Below are 19127 nucleotides of genomic sequence, written 5' to 3'. Positions count from 1 at the left end.
TTTGCACTGGCAAGTCCTACACGACCAGCTCCTGCAGAATCCTCCAGGGTGGGAACGCAGCAAAGGTATGTGGTTGTAGCGGTGCGATGTAGGTAGCTTGCCATTTTTTCTGAGTTAAAAAGATTGTACATCTCCTTACCGCTAAGGGGATTTTTTTTGTTTTTATAATACAAATTACTTTTCTAAATGGTGTGCTTTTTGCTACTTTTGAATAAAATTGTACACATTGAAAAGAATAATTTTTAAAACACTTAAAGTATTAGGCTGGATGCTTTTATCTGTCATCGTTTTGTTGATTTGTATTATTGTAGCTATTCAGATTCCGTATATACAAAATAAAATCAAAGATGTGGCACTGTCGTATGTTCGAGAAAAAATTGATACGCCCGTTAGTTTAGACCGCATAGAAATAGCTTTTCCAAAAAAAATTGTTGTAAAAGGATTATACGTGGAATCACAAGAAAGGGATACGTTGCTTTATACACAATATCTCGGAGTTAATATAAGTTTGCTGAAGCTTTTAAATAATACTGTTTCGGTAGATGAGATTGAGCTGGACGGACTCAAAGCTACTGTAAAACGCGATTCATTGCAGCGATTTAATTTTGATTTTATTACAGAAGCTTTTGCATCCGAAGAAGAACAGGAAAAGGAAAGCAGTCCTATGATTATTCAGGTAGGGCAAATCAGTTTAAAAAATATCGATTTAAATTTAGCTGACGAATATCAGGGCAATTTTGTACAATTAAAACTCAATCGGTTTATCACGCGCTTTAAAGACTTTGATTTGGAACAGATGAAGTTTTCTATCCCAAAAATAAATTTAGAAGGAGTGGATTTAGACTATCTCAAAAAGCCTTCTTTCGTTATTGAAGATGTTGAAAAAAAACAGGATGGTGTAGAAGAAGAACAGGTAAAACCCCAGATCAGTCTTGGAAATATTGAATTTAAAAGTATAAATCTTTATTATCAGGATGAAGTGGAGAAGTTGATTGCAGCTCTGAATTTAGGGAGCTTTACAACAGATTTTGACCGTATTGATTTACAAAATCAGGAAATTGAAATCGACGAAATTAAGTTGGATAAATTTCAAACGATTGTTCGCTTGTTAAAAAATCAAGAAGTTAAAAATCAAGAGGAAGCAGAAACAGTTGAAATCGAACCTGTAATAAACGAACCAAAAAAAACGTGGAAATTGGCTGTTAAGAATTTGGATTTAGCCAAAATTGATTTGCAGTATGACAATGATAACGAAATACCTGTAATAAAAGGGATAGACCCTAATCATGTTGCTTTGAGTAATTTAGAGTTTAAACTAAAAGATTTTCAATTTTCAGAATCTGGTATTACAGGAAACCTTAAAAAACTGTCTTTTGCAGAAAAAAGCGGATTGGAAATAAAAGAATTTAAAACTTATTTTTTATACGGACAGCAAACTTCATTTGTAAAAGATTTTTATTTAGAAACAGCAAACACTAAATTAAAATCCAACATCGTCTTAAACTATGCAGATGCTGGAAAAATAACTAAAAATCTCAAAGATTTATCACTGGATGTTTCAGTATCGGATTCTTATATAGGACTAAAAGATGTTGATATTTTATTACCAGACCAGTTGGGGCAGGCGGGATTAAAATCGATGGAAAGTGAACAATTGAATTTAGAAATTCAGGCAAAAGGATTGCTAAGTGATTTAAACATCGATAAATTTTTTGTAAAAGGATTGCAGTCTACTTTTGTCAATGTCAGCGGAAAAATTAAAGGATTGCCTGAAGTAGAAAAAGCCTATTACAATATGCAGGTCAAAGATTTTCAGACCACAGCAAAGGATATTTTAACCATTGTACCCGCAAATACAGTTCCCAATACTCTAGAAATCCCTGCGCTTTTGTCGTTACAAGGATATTTTAAAGGCACTACAAAAGCCTTTGAAACGGATTTGAATCTAAAAACAAGTTTAGGAAATACTAAATTAAATGCAGATTTGGATTTGCGGAATAAAGGGCATGAAAAATACAAATTGGATGCTGAAATTAAAAATCTGAATGTAGGTAGGCTTATTAAAAATGATTCTATCGGTAAGATTTCTTTGTCTGCACATGTTTCCGGAAATAGTTTTGAGCCGGAAAAAGCAACTGCCTCTGCTAATTTAGCAATCGAACAGGCAGAATTTAACGGATATTTTTACCATGATCTCAATATTGACGGCGTAATAGAAAAGGGTGTTTATCAGGTAAAAACCCAAAATAAAGATTCGAACCTTGAGTTTGATATTCAGGCAAACGGCATCTGGACAACTCAAAATCTGAGTTTGAAGATGCTGGCAGATTTGTCAAATATAGATTTATACAACCTTCATCTGACAGACCAACACCTGCGTATGGCAGGAAAAATAGAGGCAGATATGAATAATATCCTCCCTGATAGTTTGGCGGGAAAAACGTTTGTAAATGACTTTTTTATAGATTTTGGAGATAAACAATACACTTTAAAGCCAATTGTTTTTGAAGCAGAGGCTTCTCAAAATTTTAGAAAAATGACAATTGATTCGCAGGTCGTTAGTTTTGAAATGGAAGGAGATTATCAGCTTACAAAATTAGGAGAATCACTAACGCATACGATTAAAAACTATTTTGACTTTGGTGCAGAACAAAGTGAAAAAGACATAACAAAGGAGGAGGAGCAAACGGAAGGCATAAACCGCGATCAATTTTTTTCATATCAATTAAATATTAATGACGAAGAAATTCTTCACGAGGTATTGCCTGATCTCAAAGAAATTCAGCCTGTAAATCTTTCTGGGAGCTATAAACTATCAACAAATTGGATTAGCCTTGAAGGAAAAGTTCCTTTATTAAAATATGGAGAAAATGAGATTAATAATATAAAACTAAGTCTCAAACCCAATCAAAATGCGTTATATTATGACGTAGGAATAGATAAAATAGCCAATGCATCCATAGCGTTAGACAGAGCAAATTTAAACGGAGACATCAAAGGAAACACAATTACGTATGATTTAAATTTGAAAGATAAGCAAGAAGCTCTGTGGTATGTTGTAGCAGGAAAGATACGCGCAGTAAATAATAGTTTTGAAATCAGTTTAAATCAAAATGGGTTTATGCTGGATTACAATCTGTGGAATATAAATCCTGAAAATGCTATTGTACTGACAGAGGGAGGTTTTTATGCCAAAAACTTTGATCTGACTTATAAAAATAGTTTTTTAAAAATAAACTCTGAACAAGAGTTGGCAAACAGTCCGCTTAAAATTGAATTTCAGAATTTCGATATTGAATTGCTCACTCAAATTGTTCAGAAAGATAAAGTTTTAGCAGGAGGTTTTATAGATGGAGATATTTTTTTAAAGGATTTGACAACCGACTTCCGATTTGTATCTGATTTAGATATCAGTAAGCTTCATGTTATGGAAATTCCGCTGGGCAATTTACATGTCGGAGTTAAAAATAAAACGCAAAGTCAGTTTTTAGCAGATGTCATTCTTGAAGGAGGCGAAAATAAGATGGAGTTAAAAGGATTTGTTGATGCAGATGAACAAAAAATGTACCTTAAACTTGATTTGGAAAAACTGCAGATGAAAGCTCTTGAAAGTTTTACTAAAGGCAATATTTCCGATGCTCAGGGGTATTTTTCAGGAACAATAAATATTGGCGGAAAGTTTACAGAACCCAAAATTTTAGGAAGTTTTGATTTTAATGATATTGGAGTTCATGTTAATCCGGTCAATGCGGACTTTAAAAATATAAATGAAAAAATATCATTTACAGAAAGAGGAATAGAACTGGATAAATTCAGCATTACAGATAGTGATGGGAATTTATTGGTTATTGACGGACAGGTACTTACAAAAACATATCGTGATTATGCTTTCAATCTAAGCATCAAAGCTTTAGATTTTAAAGCTATAAATTCTACAGAAAAAGATAATGATATGTATTATGGCACACTTATATTTGACACTAATTTAAATATAAAAGGAGATCTCAATAAGCCTGTTGTTACCGGAGGAATAGGAATAGGAGAAAAAACGAACTTTACTATTGTTCTGCCTCAGGAAGATCCTTCTATAGCAGATCGGGAAGGAATTGTGGAATTTATTGACGAAGAAAGCCTGCGTGAAGCAGAAAGGAGAAAGTACGAAGACGATTTCAATAAGTCAGCACTGCAAGGATTAGATGTTTCTTTGGCTATAAACGTAGATAAAGAGGCAACTTTTAATATGATTATGGATAAATCCAGCGGAGATAAAATAACGATTAAAGGTGATGCAGATTTAGTTGGAGGTATTGATCCGTCAGGAAAAGTTACGCTAACGGGACGATATGAGTTTACAGATGGTTCCTATGATTTATCTTTTAATTTTATAAAGCGAAAATTTGTGGTGCAACCAGGTAGCTCTATCATCTGGACAGGAGAACCAACTTCTGCCAATCTGGATCTGACGGCGGTTTACGAAATAAAAACTGCTCCAATTGACTTGTTGGAAGGGCAATTGGGCGATTTATCTCAGGCACAGCAAAACATGTACAAGCAAAAAATACCTTTTCAGGCTTTGCTGAAAATGAAAGGAGAACTGCTTAAGCCGGAAATCTCATTTGATGTTTTGCTAAAAGATGGTATCAGCAATGTGTCAGGAGATGTAATTTCCAATACTAAAACCAAATTAGAGCAATTAAGAACAAACGAATCAGAATTAAACAAACAAGTTTTTGCTTTGCTTTTGCTGAATCGGTTTATTGGGGAAAATCCGTTTGAAAGCAGTGCAGGCGGAATGAGTGCCGGAGCAATGGCAAGACAAAGTGTAAGCCGATTGTTATCTGATCAGTTAAATAATTTGGCAAGCAATCTGATTTCGGGTGTAGAACTTAATTTTAATTTAGAATCCTCTGAAGATTTTTCAACCGGAACAAGAGAAAATCGTACAGATTTGAATGTGGCGGTATCTAAAAGACTGTTTTCAGACAGACTAAAAGTAACCGTAGGTAGTAGTTTTGAAGTAGAAGGAGCACAGCGCGAAAATGAACAGGTAGCTAATATTGCGGGAGACATAGAATTAGAATATGCCTTGTCAAAAGACGGTAGATATGTAATGCGGGTTTATCGCAAAAATCAATACGAAGTTGCTTTGCAAGGACAGATAATCGAAACAGGAGTGGGATTTGTCATTACAATGAGCTATGAAAAATTTAAGGAATTATTTGAGCGTTCGAAAGACAGGAAGCAACTGAAAAAACAATTAAAAGATGAAAGTAACCAGGACAAATAAACTTTTAAATATTGCCACCGTTGGATGGATTTTTTTGTTGTTTTCATGCAGCAGTACTCGCCATTTAGAGAAAGATGAAATTCTTTACACCAGAGGAGAAGTAACTATAGAGAGCGAACAACTGAGCAAAAAAACAAAGTCATCCTTGGAAGAAGAGCTTCAACCGCTTTTACGTCCTATCCCCAACAGTAAATTTTTGGGTATGCGTCCTAAATTGTTTTTTTACAATCTGGCAGGAGATAAAGAAAAGGATAGCGGTATCCGAAGATGGATGCGCAATAAACTCGGACAGCCTCCTGTACTTTTTAGTCAGGTAGATATGGAGTACAACAGTTCTATACTGGCAAACCGAATGGAAAATAATGGTTATTTTCAGGTCAAAGTTTCTTCCGATTCCATAGATGACGGAAAACAAAAAAGAGGCGTAAAATATGCAGTAACTCCGGGAAAACAATATTTGATTAATCAAGTTACTTTTTTAAACGATTCTACGCCTGTACAGCAGTTAATAGCACGCGGTGGCAGATGGACAAGATTAAAACAGGGTACACCATATAGTTTGGACGCAATTAAAAATGAACGGGTTCGCTACGATAATTATTTAAAAAATCAAGGTTATTATTTTTTTAGTGATAATGATTTATTAATACAGGTAGATAGTACTGTAGGTAATCATCAGGTAGATTTATTTGTAAAAGTAAAAGAAAAGACGCCGGAACTGGCTTTAAGCCCATATACCATTGATAAAATTTATATTTATTCTGATTATCAATTGTCAGATACTGATTTAGAGGGACAAAAAGATTCTGCTTATTCTTACAAAGATTTCTCAGTCATAGATTTAAAAAAGAAATTCAAACCATCTATTTACGATAGAACCATTTATTTGGAACATGGCGAGCTTTATAACAGAAATGATCATAATTTATCGCTAAACAGGTTAGTGAGTTTAGGCGTTTTTAAATTTGTGAAAAATCAATTTGTTATTTCCGATTCCGTGAATCATAAATTAGATGCATATTATTATCTTACACCAGATAAACCTAAGGCAATCCGGCTGGAACTTTTAGGCAAAACCAATTCTGCCAGTTATAACGGAGCAGAGTTAAATATTAACTGGCTTCATAAAAATGCCTTTAAAGGTGCGGAATTGTTTTCGGCATCACTTTATGGAGGTGCTGATTTCCAAATGTCATCCCGTAATAAAGGATATAACGTATTTAAAATAGGAACAGAAATGAGTTTGACGTGGCCTAAAGTAATAACACCTTGGGAATTCCAATCTTCCAGTGCCTATGTACCAAAAACCAAAGCAACCGTAGGTATGGAATATCTGGAGCGTACCAAGCTCTACTCGCTAACCTCATTTAAGGCATCTTGGGGCTATTTATGGAAAGAGAACGCTAGGAAAGAACATCAACTCAATTTGTTTGAAGTTAATTATGTAAGCCCTGATAATGTTACTGATTTATACAGAGAATATGCAGAGGGAAATCCGTCGTTAGAACGAGTTTTAGATAAACAATTAATATTTGGACCAACCTATATTTATACTTTTACCAATACCATGCAGCAATATAAAAAACATACCTTTTATTATCGTGGAATGCTTGATTTTTCAGGAAATATTACTGGTTTGCTGATGGGAGCTAATTTGGATAAAGGAAAGGAAAAAAATGTTTTAGGAGTTCCTTTCAGTCAATATATTAAAACAGAACACGATTTTCGTTATTATTTAAAGCTCAATAGAACATCTCAATTAGTTACTCGTTTTCACGGAGGGGTTGGATTTGCCTATGGCAATTCTAGAAACTTACCCTATACAAAGCAATTTTATATTGGCGGAAGCAATAGTATAAGAGCTTTTAGGGCTAGAACATTAGGACCGGGAGTGTTTGACCCTAATAGTTATAATTCAAAATTTATTCCGGATCAGTCTGCAGATATGTTATTGGAAATGAATCTGGAATACCGGAAAAAGCTGTTTAGTATTGTTCACGGAGCGTTGTTTGTCGATGCAGGAAATATTTGGAACCTGAACGAGGTAGGAGACCGTCCTGGTGGTAAAATCAGTGCGAATTTCTATAAAGAAATAGCGATTGGAGCAGGTGCCGGTTTAAGATTTGACATAACCTTTCTTGTCTTGCGTTTAGATTTTGCTTTTCCGTTACGCGTACCATATAATGATAGTGGCGAACGCTGGGTGGTGAAAGATATAAAATTCGGGGACAGAGAATGGCGAAAAGATAATCTTATGTTTAATTTCGCTATTGGGTATCCTTTCTAATAAATGGGGATATTTTGCACATATTGAGATTGTGGAATTTGTAGAGACAATTAAAAAAATATTTTTTCTTTTTTTAATGAATAAATTATAATGTTGATTATTAAGTGTTTGTGTTTTGTGATGTAAGGTTTGTGTTTTTTGGCATGGTTTTTCCTATATACTAAGCGTAAGGTGTTATAAAAATTAGGTTAAGCACTTTGACCTAAGCTTGAAAAAGAAAATTAAGTGTTTGTAAAAAAGTTTTTGTTATCGTCAAGATAACAGGTTAGATCGTTAGTAAGGTGAAGAAGAGAAATCTTCCGGCAATTAGGGGGCTCAAAGCTCCCTTTTGCTGTTTATATAACTGATTAATTTTTATGCGGATTGGTTTCTAAGTAATAAAATACTAAATTTGCTTAGCATAAAAATAAGATTGTATGAGTTACAAGGTACTGGTTATAGATGACGATGTTCCATTTTGCGAAATGTTGAAAACTTTTTTAACAAAAAAAGGATATAATGTTACCAATGTTTTTAAAGCATCAGAAGCCCAGCAATCTATTAATAAGGAGTGTTTTGATATTGTTTTAACAGATGTTCGCTTACCCGATAGTGATGGTATAGAACTTTTGAAATACATTAAAAAACAATGCCCCTCGGCTCAGGTTATATTGATGACCGGCTATACAGAAATAAAAACAGCTGTAAATGCGATGAAGTTAGGAGCATTTGATTATGTGGCAAAACCAATTAATCCGGATGAAATTCTAATGACCATCAAGCAGGCATTGGAAAAAAAATCATCTGTTGTTATTGAACCTTCTACAGAAAAAAGAGGCTCTAAAAAGGCATCATTAAATGATAACAACGGATATGTAAAAGGAAACAGCAAAGCATCTAAACAGCTTAACGAATATATAGATTTGGTGGCGCCTACTAATATGTCCGTACTGATTATTGGAGACAGTGGAACAGGAAAAGAAAATATAGCCCATTCTATTCATTTAAAAAGTAAAAGGAAAGACAGACCCTATATTGCCGTTGACTGCGGAGCTATTCCCAAAGATTTGGCATCAAGTGAGTTTTTTGGTCATGTTAAAGGTTCTTTTACCGGAGCAGTAACAGATAAAGTAGGTCATTTTGAGGCAGCTAACGGAGGAACTATATTTTTGGATGAAGTAGGAAACTTATCTTATGAAGTTCAAGTTCAGCTGCTAAGAGCTCTGCAAGAACGCAAGGTAAAGCCGGTGGGAAGCAGCAACGAAATAGAGGTGAATATAAGAGTTATTGCCGCTACCAACGAAGATTTGCCAAAAGCTGTAAGAGAAGGTGAATTTAGGGAAGATTTATATCACAGATTAAATGAATTCGGTATAGTTGCCCCAAGACTGGCGGATAGGGGAGAAGATATTTTGATGTTTGCAAAGTATTTTTTGAAAGTTTCTAATGAAGAACTTGAAAAAGAAATAGAGTTTTTTTCGGATGAGGTTGAACGTATCTTTTTGATGTATGACTGGCCGGGGAATTTGCGTGAAATGAAAAATATAATTAAACGTTCTGTATTGCTGGCAAAAGGTAATGTTATTCAAAAGGATGTTTTGCCTTCAGAAATGTTTGCTCCAAAAGCAGATAAAGCTACAACTACATCGGTTTCTATAAAAGATGAAGAAGATCTCAAATTATTTTCGTCTCGGAATGAGGAGCAAGCTATTCGGACTGCATTGGAAAAAGTAAAATTTAATAAAACAAAAGCTGCTCAAGTATTAGGTATAGACAGAAAAACATTATATAATAAGATGAAGCTTTACAATATAGAATTATAATCACAAATAAAGTGAGCTAAACTAAAAAAAAATTCACTCTACTTTTTATTTGCAATAAATTGAACTTTAATTATGGATATACAATCACTGATTCACCACAATTTGGACGAATTGATGTATTTAGCAGATAAAAAACAAATTTTAAATACAAAACTAGTGGTAGAAATAGGTGCATACGTAGGAGCAGCTGTTTTAAGGGGTAGGTATGCCGGTAAAAAGGAAGTATCACAGGAAGAAATAAATGGAGTTTTTGGCATTATAGGTGATTTTTGCAAGATGAGTTTTGGAAGAAGTTATACTAAGGTTCACTTTAAAAAAATGTGCAATTTAGCTTTGGAATTGCTGCAAAAGCCAACATTTGACAGTGATGTGGAAGAATTTATCAATAGTATAAGAAATTAAGGTTTTTTTGGAATGTTTATGTTCAAAAACTATATTTCTTCAGCTTCTGTATTTTTCTCTTGCTGTATCTCTTTTTCGATACATGGAATATGGTCAATAAAAAAATATGCAGGAAGTGTTTCTTTATCGGTGGTATCAGAATCAGATTCTTTTTGAGTTATTTGTTCTTGTTCTGTTGTGTTGGTAAATCTGATTTGCACAGTAGTTACAGGAGATTCTTGTAAATAGGATAAATCTTCTTTTTGAATGATAAAGTTTGCAGCTAAAATATAAATATTACTTTGAGTTTCGCTATCAGCTGTATGTTTGCTGCATTTTTCCTCTCCTATATAGTAGGTGTTTATGATCCTTCCATTTTGAAGTTTTAAGGCTATTATACTTTTGTGATTAATACAGTTAATAGGTAGAATATTTTGACTTTTTTGAAAAAACTGAAAATGTAAAAAAGGATTTTCATCTTTGCTGATAAGGGAGAAAAATACAGAAGATGAAATACTGTTTGAGTCTTTTTTATAAATTAGCTGATCTTTGGTTTTGACAAAACAAATAGAGTCGTTTTTGATTTCATAATCAATATTACATTTTTTTTCCTGTGCTGATAAATTCATTGTAAAAATACCTCCAAACAATAATAAGGATAAAAAAATCTTCATAGCTATTTTGTTTTGCTACAAATTAATATAATTTTTTCATTTAACAAATTTGTAGTAAAGAAAAAATATTGCTCGCCGCCTTCTTTTATTTTCCATCTTTTTCTAATTTCATCTACTTTTATCGGAAAATTGCGTACTGTAATGTTACCCTTCTGCCCTTGAAGGTGTGTTTTTGTATTTGATTTATTAAATGGAATAACCTTTTCAATTTTAAATGAACGTCCTGGAAAAGAAATCAAATTATCCGAAGTGTAAAGTTGTGTATGCTGATGTAGTTTGTTTAATTGAAACCGATGGGCAACCGAATCAAATTTCCCCGTCTTCATGATGGCATTATTGGGTTCGTATAGATATTTTTGAGGTATACTGTACTGATTATTAACTTGTTCTGACTGTTGAACTGAAAAAATATCTTTTGAATCCGAACCGATATTCACCGCAACCAATTCTATTTCTCCAACATAATCTTTTTGTAAAATCCAAATAAGTTCCTTAACATCATTTTGAAGTGCAACAATGTGAATTTGCTTTACAAACCTTAATTCACTAATACCGGATTTTATATCTAAAAGAGGAGAGGTTTTAATCATGATTTGATTAGAATATTGAAAGTAAATATCCAGGTTTTCAACAACATTAGGAGTGCAATCACTTAAAAAAAATACTTTTTCTTTTGCTTGATTTCGCCTTGCAGGATCGAGGTATAAACAGTCAAAACACTGTATTTTTCTTTTTAAAAAAGACATACTTTCCTCATTGATATAAGTTACATTGGAAATGAGAAGCTGTTGTAGGTTGTGTTGTGCAATTTGACTGAGGTCAGTCTGAATTTCACAGTGAAAGACATAATCCATGCGTTGTGCAAAATAGAAAGTGTCTACACCTAATCCTCCGGTCATATCTACTAAAGATTTTCCGTTGATCAAATTGGCTTTATAATGTGCGCATTCTTCGGATGAAGTTTGCTCGATGGAAAGTTTAGGCGGATATAAAATGTTTTTGGTATTGTACCAAGTGGGTAGTTTGTCCTTTGCTTTTTGTTTTGCTTGGATTTGGGCAATTAATTCAGCCATTGAAACATCCTCAAAGGGGCTTTTTTTAAAAGAAAGGTCTTGGATGTTGCTATTAATAGATTGATTTATAAAATCCTGTACTTTAGGCTGTAAAATTTTTGTTTTCAATTATAAGTTTTTTGTGAGTATTTGAATGAATCGAACATTAGGCAAAAACTCTTTTCCTATTACTTTTAAGCAAGTATAAATGGGGATAGCAGCAATCATTCCAAAAATCCCTGTAAACATTCCGCTTGCGAGAATAACTATAAAAATTTCCAACGGATGCGACTTTACGCTGTTGGAAAAAATAAGCGGTTGATTGATACTGTTATCTATAATTTGAATAATTAAAAAGCCAACCATTACCGAAAAGGCTTTAGGAAGCACTACATCCGTAAAACTTTCGCTGATATAGCTAAGCATGGTCAGCAAGACACCTAAAGCATTAGCAATTAAGGGACCTATGTACGGAATAATGTTAAGTAAAGCACATATAAAGGCAATCATAACGGCTCCGTTGACTCTAAAAATCAGCAGTACAATTAACGTTAAGACAAAAACAATACTCAATTGTAAAATTAAACCTACAAAGTACCTCGAAAGCAGCTTATTAATTTTGTTGATGGAGTTCATAACTTTATTCTCGTGCTTTGGAGAAAATATTTTTTTGAATTGATATTCAAGCAGAATTTTATCCTTAAGAAAGAAAAAGGTAATAAATAAAATCGAAAATAAGCCCATCCCAAAATCGCTTAGCATACTTAAGATGGAATTTAAAAGATTGGGAATAAAATCGAGATTCATCTGTGATTTTAAATTGGAATCTTCTATGATCTTATCGAGGCTGAAACCTTTTGAGTCTAAAAAATGATCTAATTGCATTATTAATCCGTTAAAGTCTTCTTGCAAATGTGAAGTATTTAAAACGGACAAATTTTGGGCTTGTGTAGTGAACAACGGGATAAACATAAAGATAAAACCGATACAAAAAGACACAAATATTAACATTGTTAAACAAACGGCTAGTATCTTTTTTAGTCGAAGCTTATGCTGGAAAAACTTGACCAAAGGATCTCCTACTAAAGCTAAAACAAAAGCAAAAGCCGTGTAAATAAATATAGCTTTAATTTGAAATAGTAGGTAGGCAATTACGTACAAGCCTGCCAAAATCAGTGCAGCTCTTACAATTCCGTTGGATATTATTTTAGCATTCATAGTCAAAAAGTTATTCGTTGATAAAAACAAAACTATGTGTAGCCACAATAGCTGCTGTTTCTGTACGTAATCTGGTGCTTCCTAATGAAACGGGAGAAAAGCCTTTTTCCAGTGCCAGTTGAATTTCTGCATTAGAAAAATCGCCTTCCGGACCAATTAAAAGTAAATAATTTTTATGAGGAGTGATGCAGTTTTTCAATAATTTTTTTTCAGCTTCTTCACAGTGGGCAATATATTTGTCTTCTTTGTGGTTTTGACTCAAAAAATCTTTTAACAGAACAGGCGGATTTAATTTGGGTAAATAAAGCTGCAACGACTGTTTCATGGCAGATAAAATCACTTTTTCAAATCGCTCAGATTTTATGATTTTGCGTTCGGAGTGATCGCAGATTATAGGTGTGATTTCTCCAATGCCTATTTCAGTTGCTTTTTCTAAGAACCATTCGTATCGCTCGTTCATCTTTGTAGGAGCTACTGCAAGATGTATGTGAAAATTCAAAGGAGATTCATCTTTAAAGGCTGTAATTTCAGTTGTACAGCTTTTGTCTGAATCCAATATGATTTTAGTTGTAAATAAAGTGCCTTTTCCATTAGTAACAAATAGGGTATCTCCTGTTTTTTTGCGAAGAACCCGAATAATATGCTTGCTTTCGTCTTTATCAAAAACAAATGAGTTTTGATTTTTTTGTATTGCTGGCGAATAGAATAATTGCATAACAAATAAGTTAAAGTTCAATTCTTGCTTTTGAAACTACAGAAGAGTCAGAGAAAAAAGACTCCATAAATTTGTAGTAACCTACGATTCCTATCATCGCTGCGTTGTCTGTTGTATATTCAAATTTTGGAATAAAGGTCTTCCATCCGTATTTTTTTTCAGTTTCTTTTAGAGCTTTTCGGATTCCGGAATTGGCAGAAACTCCGCCACCAATTGCTATTTGTTTAATTCCAGTCTGCAAAACAGCAACCTGCAATTTATCCATTAAAATCCGAATAATAGTATATTGTATAGAAGCACAAATATCTGCTTTGTTTTCTTCTATAAAATTAGGATTTTCTTGTGTTTTCTTTTGTATAAAATACAAGATCTGCGTTTTTAATCCACTGAAACTAAAGTCCAAACCTTCTACTTTTGGTTTGGTAAAAGTATAAGCTTTTGGGTTGCCTTTTTGTGCGTATTTGTCAATAAAAGGACCGCCAGGATAAGAAAAACCTAATATTTTGGCAGTTTTATCAAAAGCTTCGCCTACAGCATCATCTGTTGTTTCGCCCAATATCTTAAACTCAAAAAAGCTATTAACCTGAACAATTTGTGTGTGACCTCCCGAAATAGTTAGTGCTAAAAAAGGAAAATCCGGTTTATCATATTCTGCTTCGTCTATAAAGTGTGCTAAGATGTGCGCTTGCATATGATTAACAGCAATTAACGGTATATTTAAAGCTAATGCCAGAGATTTAGCAAAAGACCCTCCTACCAATAAAGATCCCATTAAGCCGGGACCCTGCGTAAAAGCAATTGCACTTAGCATGTCTTTTGTTATATTGGCTTTTTTTAAAGCAATATCAACCACAGGTACAATGTTTTGCTGATGTGCTCTGGATGCCAATTCAGGAACTACTCCGCCATATTCTTCATGGATTTCCTGTCGAGCAACTATATTGGACAAAACTTTAGTATTTTCCAGGATTGCAGCGGAAGTATCATCACAAGAACTTTCTATCGCTAAAATGTATTTGGAGTCTGGAGACATTTTTATAGATTTAAAATTATTGTATACCGCAAATTACAATTGGGAGCTATTTAAAAATGATTAATTTTGTAAATTATAAATCCTCACTATAATTAGTGTATTTTTGAGCAAATTTAAAACATAAAACGGTATCAGAAAATTTAAAAAAATAGTTTTTCGCCTTATTTTGGTGATTTTTACTTTGCTGATTATTTCGGTTAGTGCTTTATTTTTACCTTTTGTTCAAACCTTTATAGCTAAGCAAGCTATGAATAGTGTTAATGAAAAGTTTGGAACACAGTTACGTGTAAAAGCTATTGCACTGGATGCCTTCGGAAATATTATTTTGTATGAAGTTGCCGCCAGGGACAATCACGACAACGATTTTATTTACATGAGTAAATTTCAGACCAGCCTTTTGAATCTGAAAGAATTACTGCAGGGAAAGCTTTATTTCTCAAAAACCCAAATTAAAGATTTATATATAAACATTCACAAGTACAAAGGAGAAACAAGTACGAACTTAGATGCCTTGATAGATGCTTTTGATAATGGAAAAGAAGGAGACGGAAAATTCCGTTTAAAATCTAATACAATAATGTTAGATAACGGACATTTAATAATTTCTGACGATAACAACGAACATCCTATTGTTGTAGATTTTAAAAATATCAACGCTTCTATTAAGAACTTCTTTATCAAAGGTCCCGAAATTTATGCTACTATTTTGAATTCTGATTTTGACGATCATTGGGGAATGGAAGTCAAAAAACTAACGGGAGATTTTTCACATACCCAAACTAGTATGGGAATTCAAAATCTTGAGCTTGCAACACAGCGTTCTGCAATTAAGGGAAACTTGTACTTTACTTTTGAAGTAGGAGATATGAAATATTTTACCGATAAAGTAAATTGGGATTTTGATATTGAAAAAGCCATCTTAAATACAACAGATCTCAATCATTTCGCCAACGAATTTGCCAGTGAAAGAAAAGTTTACATCAAGGGAAAAGTAGAGGGAGTGATGAACGACCTTTCTATGAAAAACGTACATCTAGTTGATGGCGGCTATACCTATGTACTGGGGCAATTTAAGTTTAAAAATGTTTTTGATCAGGAAAAGCCATTTTGGATGAGAGCCAATTTAACGCGTTTACAAACTACTCGGAACAGCTTAGTTAGTCTTATGCCCGAAATGCTGTCTGAAAAACTGCCTGTTGAATTGGGAAATTTGGGAGTGGTAGATGTTCATGGAGAAATTGAAATGACGAAGCGAACTCTAAATACAGATGTTCAGGTGATTAGTTCAGTAGGAATGGCTGTGGCTGAAATAGATATAGACAATTTAAACGATGCTGATAAAGCCCGGTATAAGGGAAATATAGTTTTAGATAAATTTAATCTGGGGGAGTTTATTAAAGATAATAAATTTGGTCTTGCCTCTGTGGATATAGATGTTGACGGGGAGGGGTTTAATCAAAAATCTTTGAACACAAGTGTAAAAGGAGAGATATTTTCTTTGGCTTTTGGACAATACAATTATCAGAATATCTCTGTTGACGGTTTGATGAAAATGCCCTATTACAGAGGGTTAATCCATGCTGAGGATCCTAATTTGCAACTTGATTTTAACGGCGTTATTGACTTGAGTTCAAAAGTGAAAAACTATGATTTTAGAGCGGATGTTGCTCATGCAGATTTGCACGCGTTAAAATTAGTGAATGATTCTATTGCAGAGTTTTGCGGAAGTTTTGAGTTTGCTGCTTCGGGAAATACAATAGACGATTTAGCGGGCGAGTTTAAAATGTATTCTTCAACCTACGACAACAGTAAAGATCACTATGATTTTGAAGAATTTTCGCTAGTTTCCAGTTTTAAAGGAGAGGAGCGCACTATTACGGTAAATTCAAAAGAAGCCATTCAAGGATATATTACAGGAGAGTTTTCGTTTAAAGAGGCTAAAGCTTTATTTACAAATGCTTTGGGAAGTTTATATACTAATTATTCACCTTATGAAGTAAAGCCCGGGCAATATCTGGACTTTGATATAACGGTTCATAATCGGTTGATAGAGATATTTTTACCTTATTTAACGGTAAGTGAACAGACGAGAGTTTCCGGAATAATTAACAATGACGAAAAAGAGTTTAAGTTAGATTTTAATTCGCCGGGAATTGAACTCAGCGGAGTTTCGTTTTTTAATGTATTGCTAAATGTTAATAATGCTAATCCGCTATACAATGCATATGTAACCATTGATAGCGTAAAAACGAAAGGATACTCTATTCAGGATTTTAATCTTCTGAATTTAACCCATAACGATACATTATTCATCCGATCTGAATTTACTGGGGGAAATAAAAAATTGGATAAATTTAATTTAAATCTCTACCATACTATAAATGATGAAAACCTTTCTGTGGTAGGATTTAAGAAATCAGAGCTTTTTTTTAAAGGTTATGAGTGGAATATAAATGAGCATGAAGAAGATGACAACAAGATTGTTTTTAATAAAAAATTGACTGATTTTGTTATTGATTCTTTATCCATTTCACATAATCATCAGGAAGTAAGTTTGAGTGGGATAGTTCGAGATTCTACATATAAGCATTTTGACTTATCTTTTTTGAATGTAGATTTATCTAAAATTACGCCTGATATAAATAATTTAAAATTTGCCGGAAATATTGATGGAGAAATACACTTTTCACAAGAAAAAGATGTCTTTCATCCTAATGCCAATCTTGTTATTGACTCATTAAAGGTTAATGATGCATTGTTGGGAGATCTCAATTTTAAAGTAGAAGGGGATGAACGTCTTGAAAAATTCCAAGTTCGGTCTCAAATAGTAAAAGATGACGAAGAAAAATTCTATTTGAACGGAGATGTTAAAGTAATAGATAAAAAGAGCTATTTAAATCTGGAATCCGGATTTAATAAATTTAGTATGAAATCCATCGGTCCATTACTGAGTTCTATTGTTTCGGATGTCAGAGGAAATGCTACCGGAAAAATAAGCATCTTAGGAAAACCTCAAAGCCCTGATATCAATGGTCGTTTATATCTGAATGAAGCTGGAATGAAATCAAAATTTACAGGGGTAGATTATAATTTTGAAGAACAAACTCCATTGGATATAACAGAAAAACAATTTATATTCAGGGAAGTAAAATTAATTGACACTAAATATAAAACAGAGGGGATTGTCAATGGAGAAGTAGCTCATAAAGTATTTAACGATTGGGTTTTGGATCTAAATATGACAAGTTCTAATTTACTGGCACTGGATACAGAATATACGGAAGGAAGTATTTATTACGGGCGGGCATTTATTAACGGTCAGGCAAAAATAGTAGGTCCCGTGCAGTTGTTGTCTATAGATATTAATGCAACTTCGAACAAAGGAACATCTATAAAGATACCTTTAAAGGAAGCACAAGGTACAGGAGATAAGAACTTTATTCACTTTTTGTCACCCAAAGAAAAGGAGTTGCGTTTAAAAGGAGAAGATACGGATATTTATCGTTACGAAAATAGTGGAATTGAATTAGATTTTGAGTTTGTGCTTACGCCTGATGCTGAAATAGAAATTATTTTGGACAGAGAATCCGGACACGCAATGAGAGGTAAGGGAGCAGGTTTTATAACTATGGAAATTAATACGCTGGGGAAATTTAATATGTGGGGCGATTTTCAGGCTTATGAAGGAGAATACAATTTTAAATACGGAGGATTGATTGATAAAAAGTTTGTGGTAAAAAAATACGGAACTATACGTTGGGACGGAGATCCGATGAATGCTATTTTAGATCTTCAGGCAATATATCACACCGATGCCAATCCAAGTGTAATTGTTGATAACTCTATTGTAAGCAGAAAAGTACCGACAGATGTGGCTATTGTTTTAAACGGTAGTTTGAGCAATCCAGAAGTTGATTTTGAAATCAGCTTTCCAACCGTTAGTTCAGTGGTAAAATCAGAAATAGATTATAAACTCAGTGATCGTGATACGCGTGAACGTCAGGCAATGGCTTTATTGGCAACCGGAACCTTCTTTTCATCAAATAATTCATCGTCTACGTTGACAGGGAGTTTATTTGAAAGAGCGAGCAGTATTTTTGATGATTTGTTTTCTGATGAAGATGAAAAGTTCAAAGTTGGTTTAAATTATGCACAAGGAGAACGAAATCCATATGCTCAAACAGAAGGGCGTTTAGGCGTGACCTTTTCAACTAAAGTAAACGATCGGATTTCGGTAAACGGAAAATTAGGAGTACCGGTTGGGGGAGTAGAACAATCTGTGATTGTTGGAGATGTTGAGGTATTATTGAGGATAAATGAGGAGGGAACTTTAAATGCTCGCTTTTTTAACAGAGAAAATGACATTAACTATATTGGAGAAGGTATTGGTTATACGCAAGGAGTAGGAGTTACTTATGAGGTTGATTTTGATACTTTTAAGGAGCTTATATCCCGGGTGCTCAACAGAGCTCTTAAACGGGAAAAAGAAAAAAATACCAAATCAGAAAATAACAGGGCAGACGAATTACCGGATTCAGATTTTAATCGAGACTTTATAAAGTTTTATGAAACCAGACGAAAAAATAATTCCTCCCAACAGTCAGAATAATTTACAAAATAATAACTTTTAAAAAAGATTTGTTTCATTGTTAAAGAAATGAATATTTTATAACTTTAC

General features: G+C 33.5%; 10 protein-coding genes and 1 other RNA gene. 6 read left to right on the top strand and 5 right to left on the bottom strand.

The window, feature by feature from the left end:
• Positions 1–7: 7 nt before the first annotated feature.
• The 5 genes from ffs (at position 8) to C8P70_RS08545 (ending at position 9778) form a co-directional block, all read left to right on the top strand.
• Positions 8–106: signal recognition particle sRNA small type (ffs, locus tag C8P70_RS08565), an RNA gene on the top strand.
• A 120-nt stretch (positions 107–226) separates the two neighbouring features.
• Positions 227–5287: a translocation/assembly module TamB domain-containing protein gene (locus C8P70_RS08560; protein ID WP_133712924.1), complete on the top strand. Its 5061-nt coding sequence runs from the start codon at positions 227–229 to the stop codon at positions 5285–5287.
• Positions 5265–7574 (top strand): translocation and assembly module lipoprotein TamL, encoded by a 2310-nt coding sequence (gene tamL, locus C8P70_RS08555; RefSeq protein ID WP_133712923.1) that lies wholly within the window; start codon positions 5265–5267, stop codon positions 7572–7574. Before C8P70_RS08560 ends, tamL begins: the two co-directional genes overlap by 23 nt.
• A gap of 416 nt (positions 7575–7990) precedes the next feature.
• Entirely contained in the window at positions 7991–9376 is a 1386-nt protein-coding gene (locus C8P70_RS08550; protein WP_133712922.1) for a sigma-54-dependent transcriptional regulator, read from the top strand.
• 72 nt (positions 9377–9448) lie between these two features.
• Positions 9449–9778, top strand: coding sequence for a hypothetical protein (locus C8P70_RS08545; RefSeq protein WP_133712921.1), 330 nt, complete (start codon positions 9449–9451; stop codon positions 9776–9778).
• Between the two features lie 29 nt (positions 9779–9807).
• Here C8P70_RS08545 and C8P70_RS08540 read toward each other — a convergent pair whose 3' ends face one another.
• Genes C8P70_RS08540 through tsaD form a run of 5 tightly spaced genes read right to left on the bottom strand, consistent with a single transcriptional unit; the run spans position 9808 to position 14449 of the window.
• Complete coding sequence (locus C8P70_RS08540) at positions 9808–10431, bottom strand: hypothetical protein (protein WP_133712920.1); 624 nt, start codon at positions 10429–10431, stop codon at positions 9808–9810.
• Positions 10432–10433: 2 nt separating this feature from the next.
• A complete protein-coding gene (locus C8P70_RS08535; protein WP_133712919.1) occupies positions 10434–11612 on the bottom strand; it encodes a THUMP-like domain-containing protein in 1179 nt (392 codons plus the stop codon).
• Positions 11613–12701 (bottom strand): AI-2E family transporter, encoded by a 1089-nt coding sequence (locus C8P70_RS08530; RefSeq protein ID WP_133712918.1) that lies wholly within the window; start codon positions 12699–12701, stop codon positions 11613–11615.
• Positions 12702–12711: 10 nt separating this feature from the next.
• Complete coding sequence (locus C8P70_RS08525; RefSeq protein WP_133712917.1) at positions 12712–13416, bottom strand: 16S rRNA (uracil(1498)-N(3))-methyltransferase; 705 nt, start codon at positions 13414–13416, stop codon at positions 12712–12714.
• A gap of 10 nt (positions 13417–13426) precedes the next feature.
• Positions 13427–14449 carry a tRNA (adenosine(37)-N6)-threonylcarbamoyltransferase complex transferase subunit TsaD gene (gene tsaD / locus C8P70_RS08520; protein ID WP_133712916.1) on the bottom strand — a complete coding sequence of 341 codons (1023 nt, stop codon included), beginning with the start codon at positions 14447–14449 and terminating at the stop codon, positions 13427–13429.
• A 247-nt stretch (positions 14450–14696) separates the two neighbouring features.
• On the opposite strand from tsaD, the gene C8P70_RS08515 reads away from it, so the two are divergent.
• On the top strand, positions 14697–19058 hold the full coding sequence (locus C8P70_RS08515; protein WP_243832691.1) for a translocation/assembly module TamB domain-containing protein: 4362 nt from the start codon (positions 14697–14699) through the stop codon (positions 19056–19058).
• Positions 19059–19127: the final 69 nt, after the last annotated feature.

Origin of the sequence: Myroides indicus (assembly GCF_004364575.1) — a bacterium.
Taxonomy (GTDB): domain Bacteria; phylum Bacteroidota; class Bacteroidia; order Flavobacteriales; family Flavobacteriaceae; genus Flavobacterium; species Flavobacterium indicum_A.
Note: the sequence above shows the minus strand (reverse complement) of the source record. Positions and strands in the feature narration are given on the sequence as shown.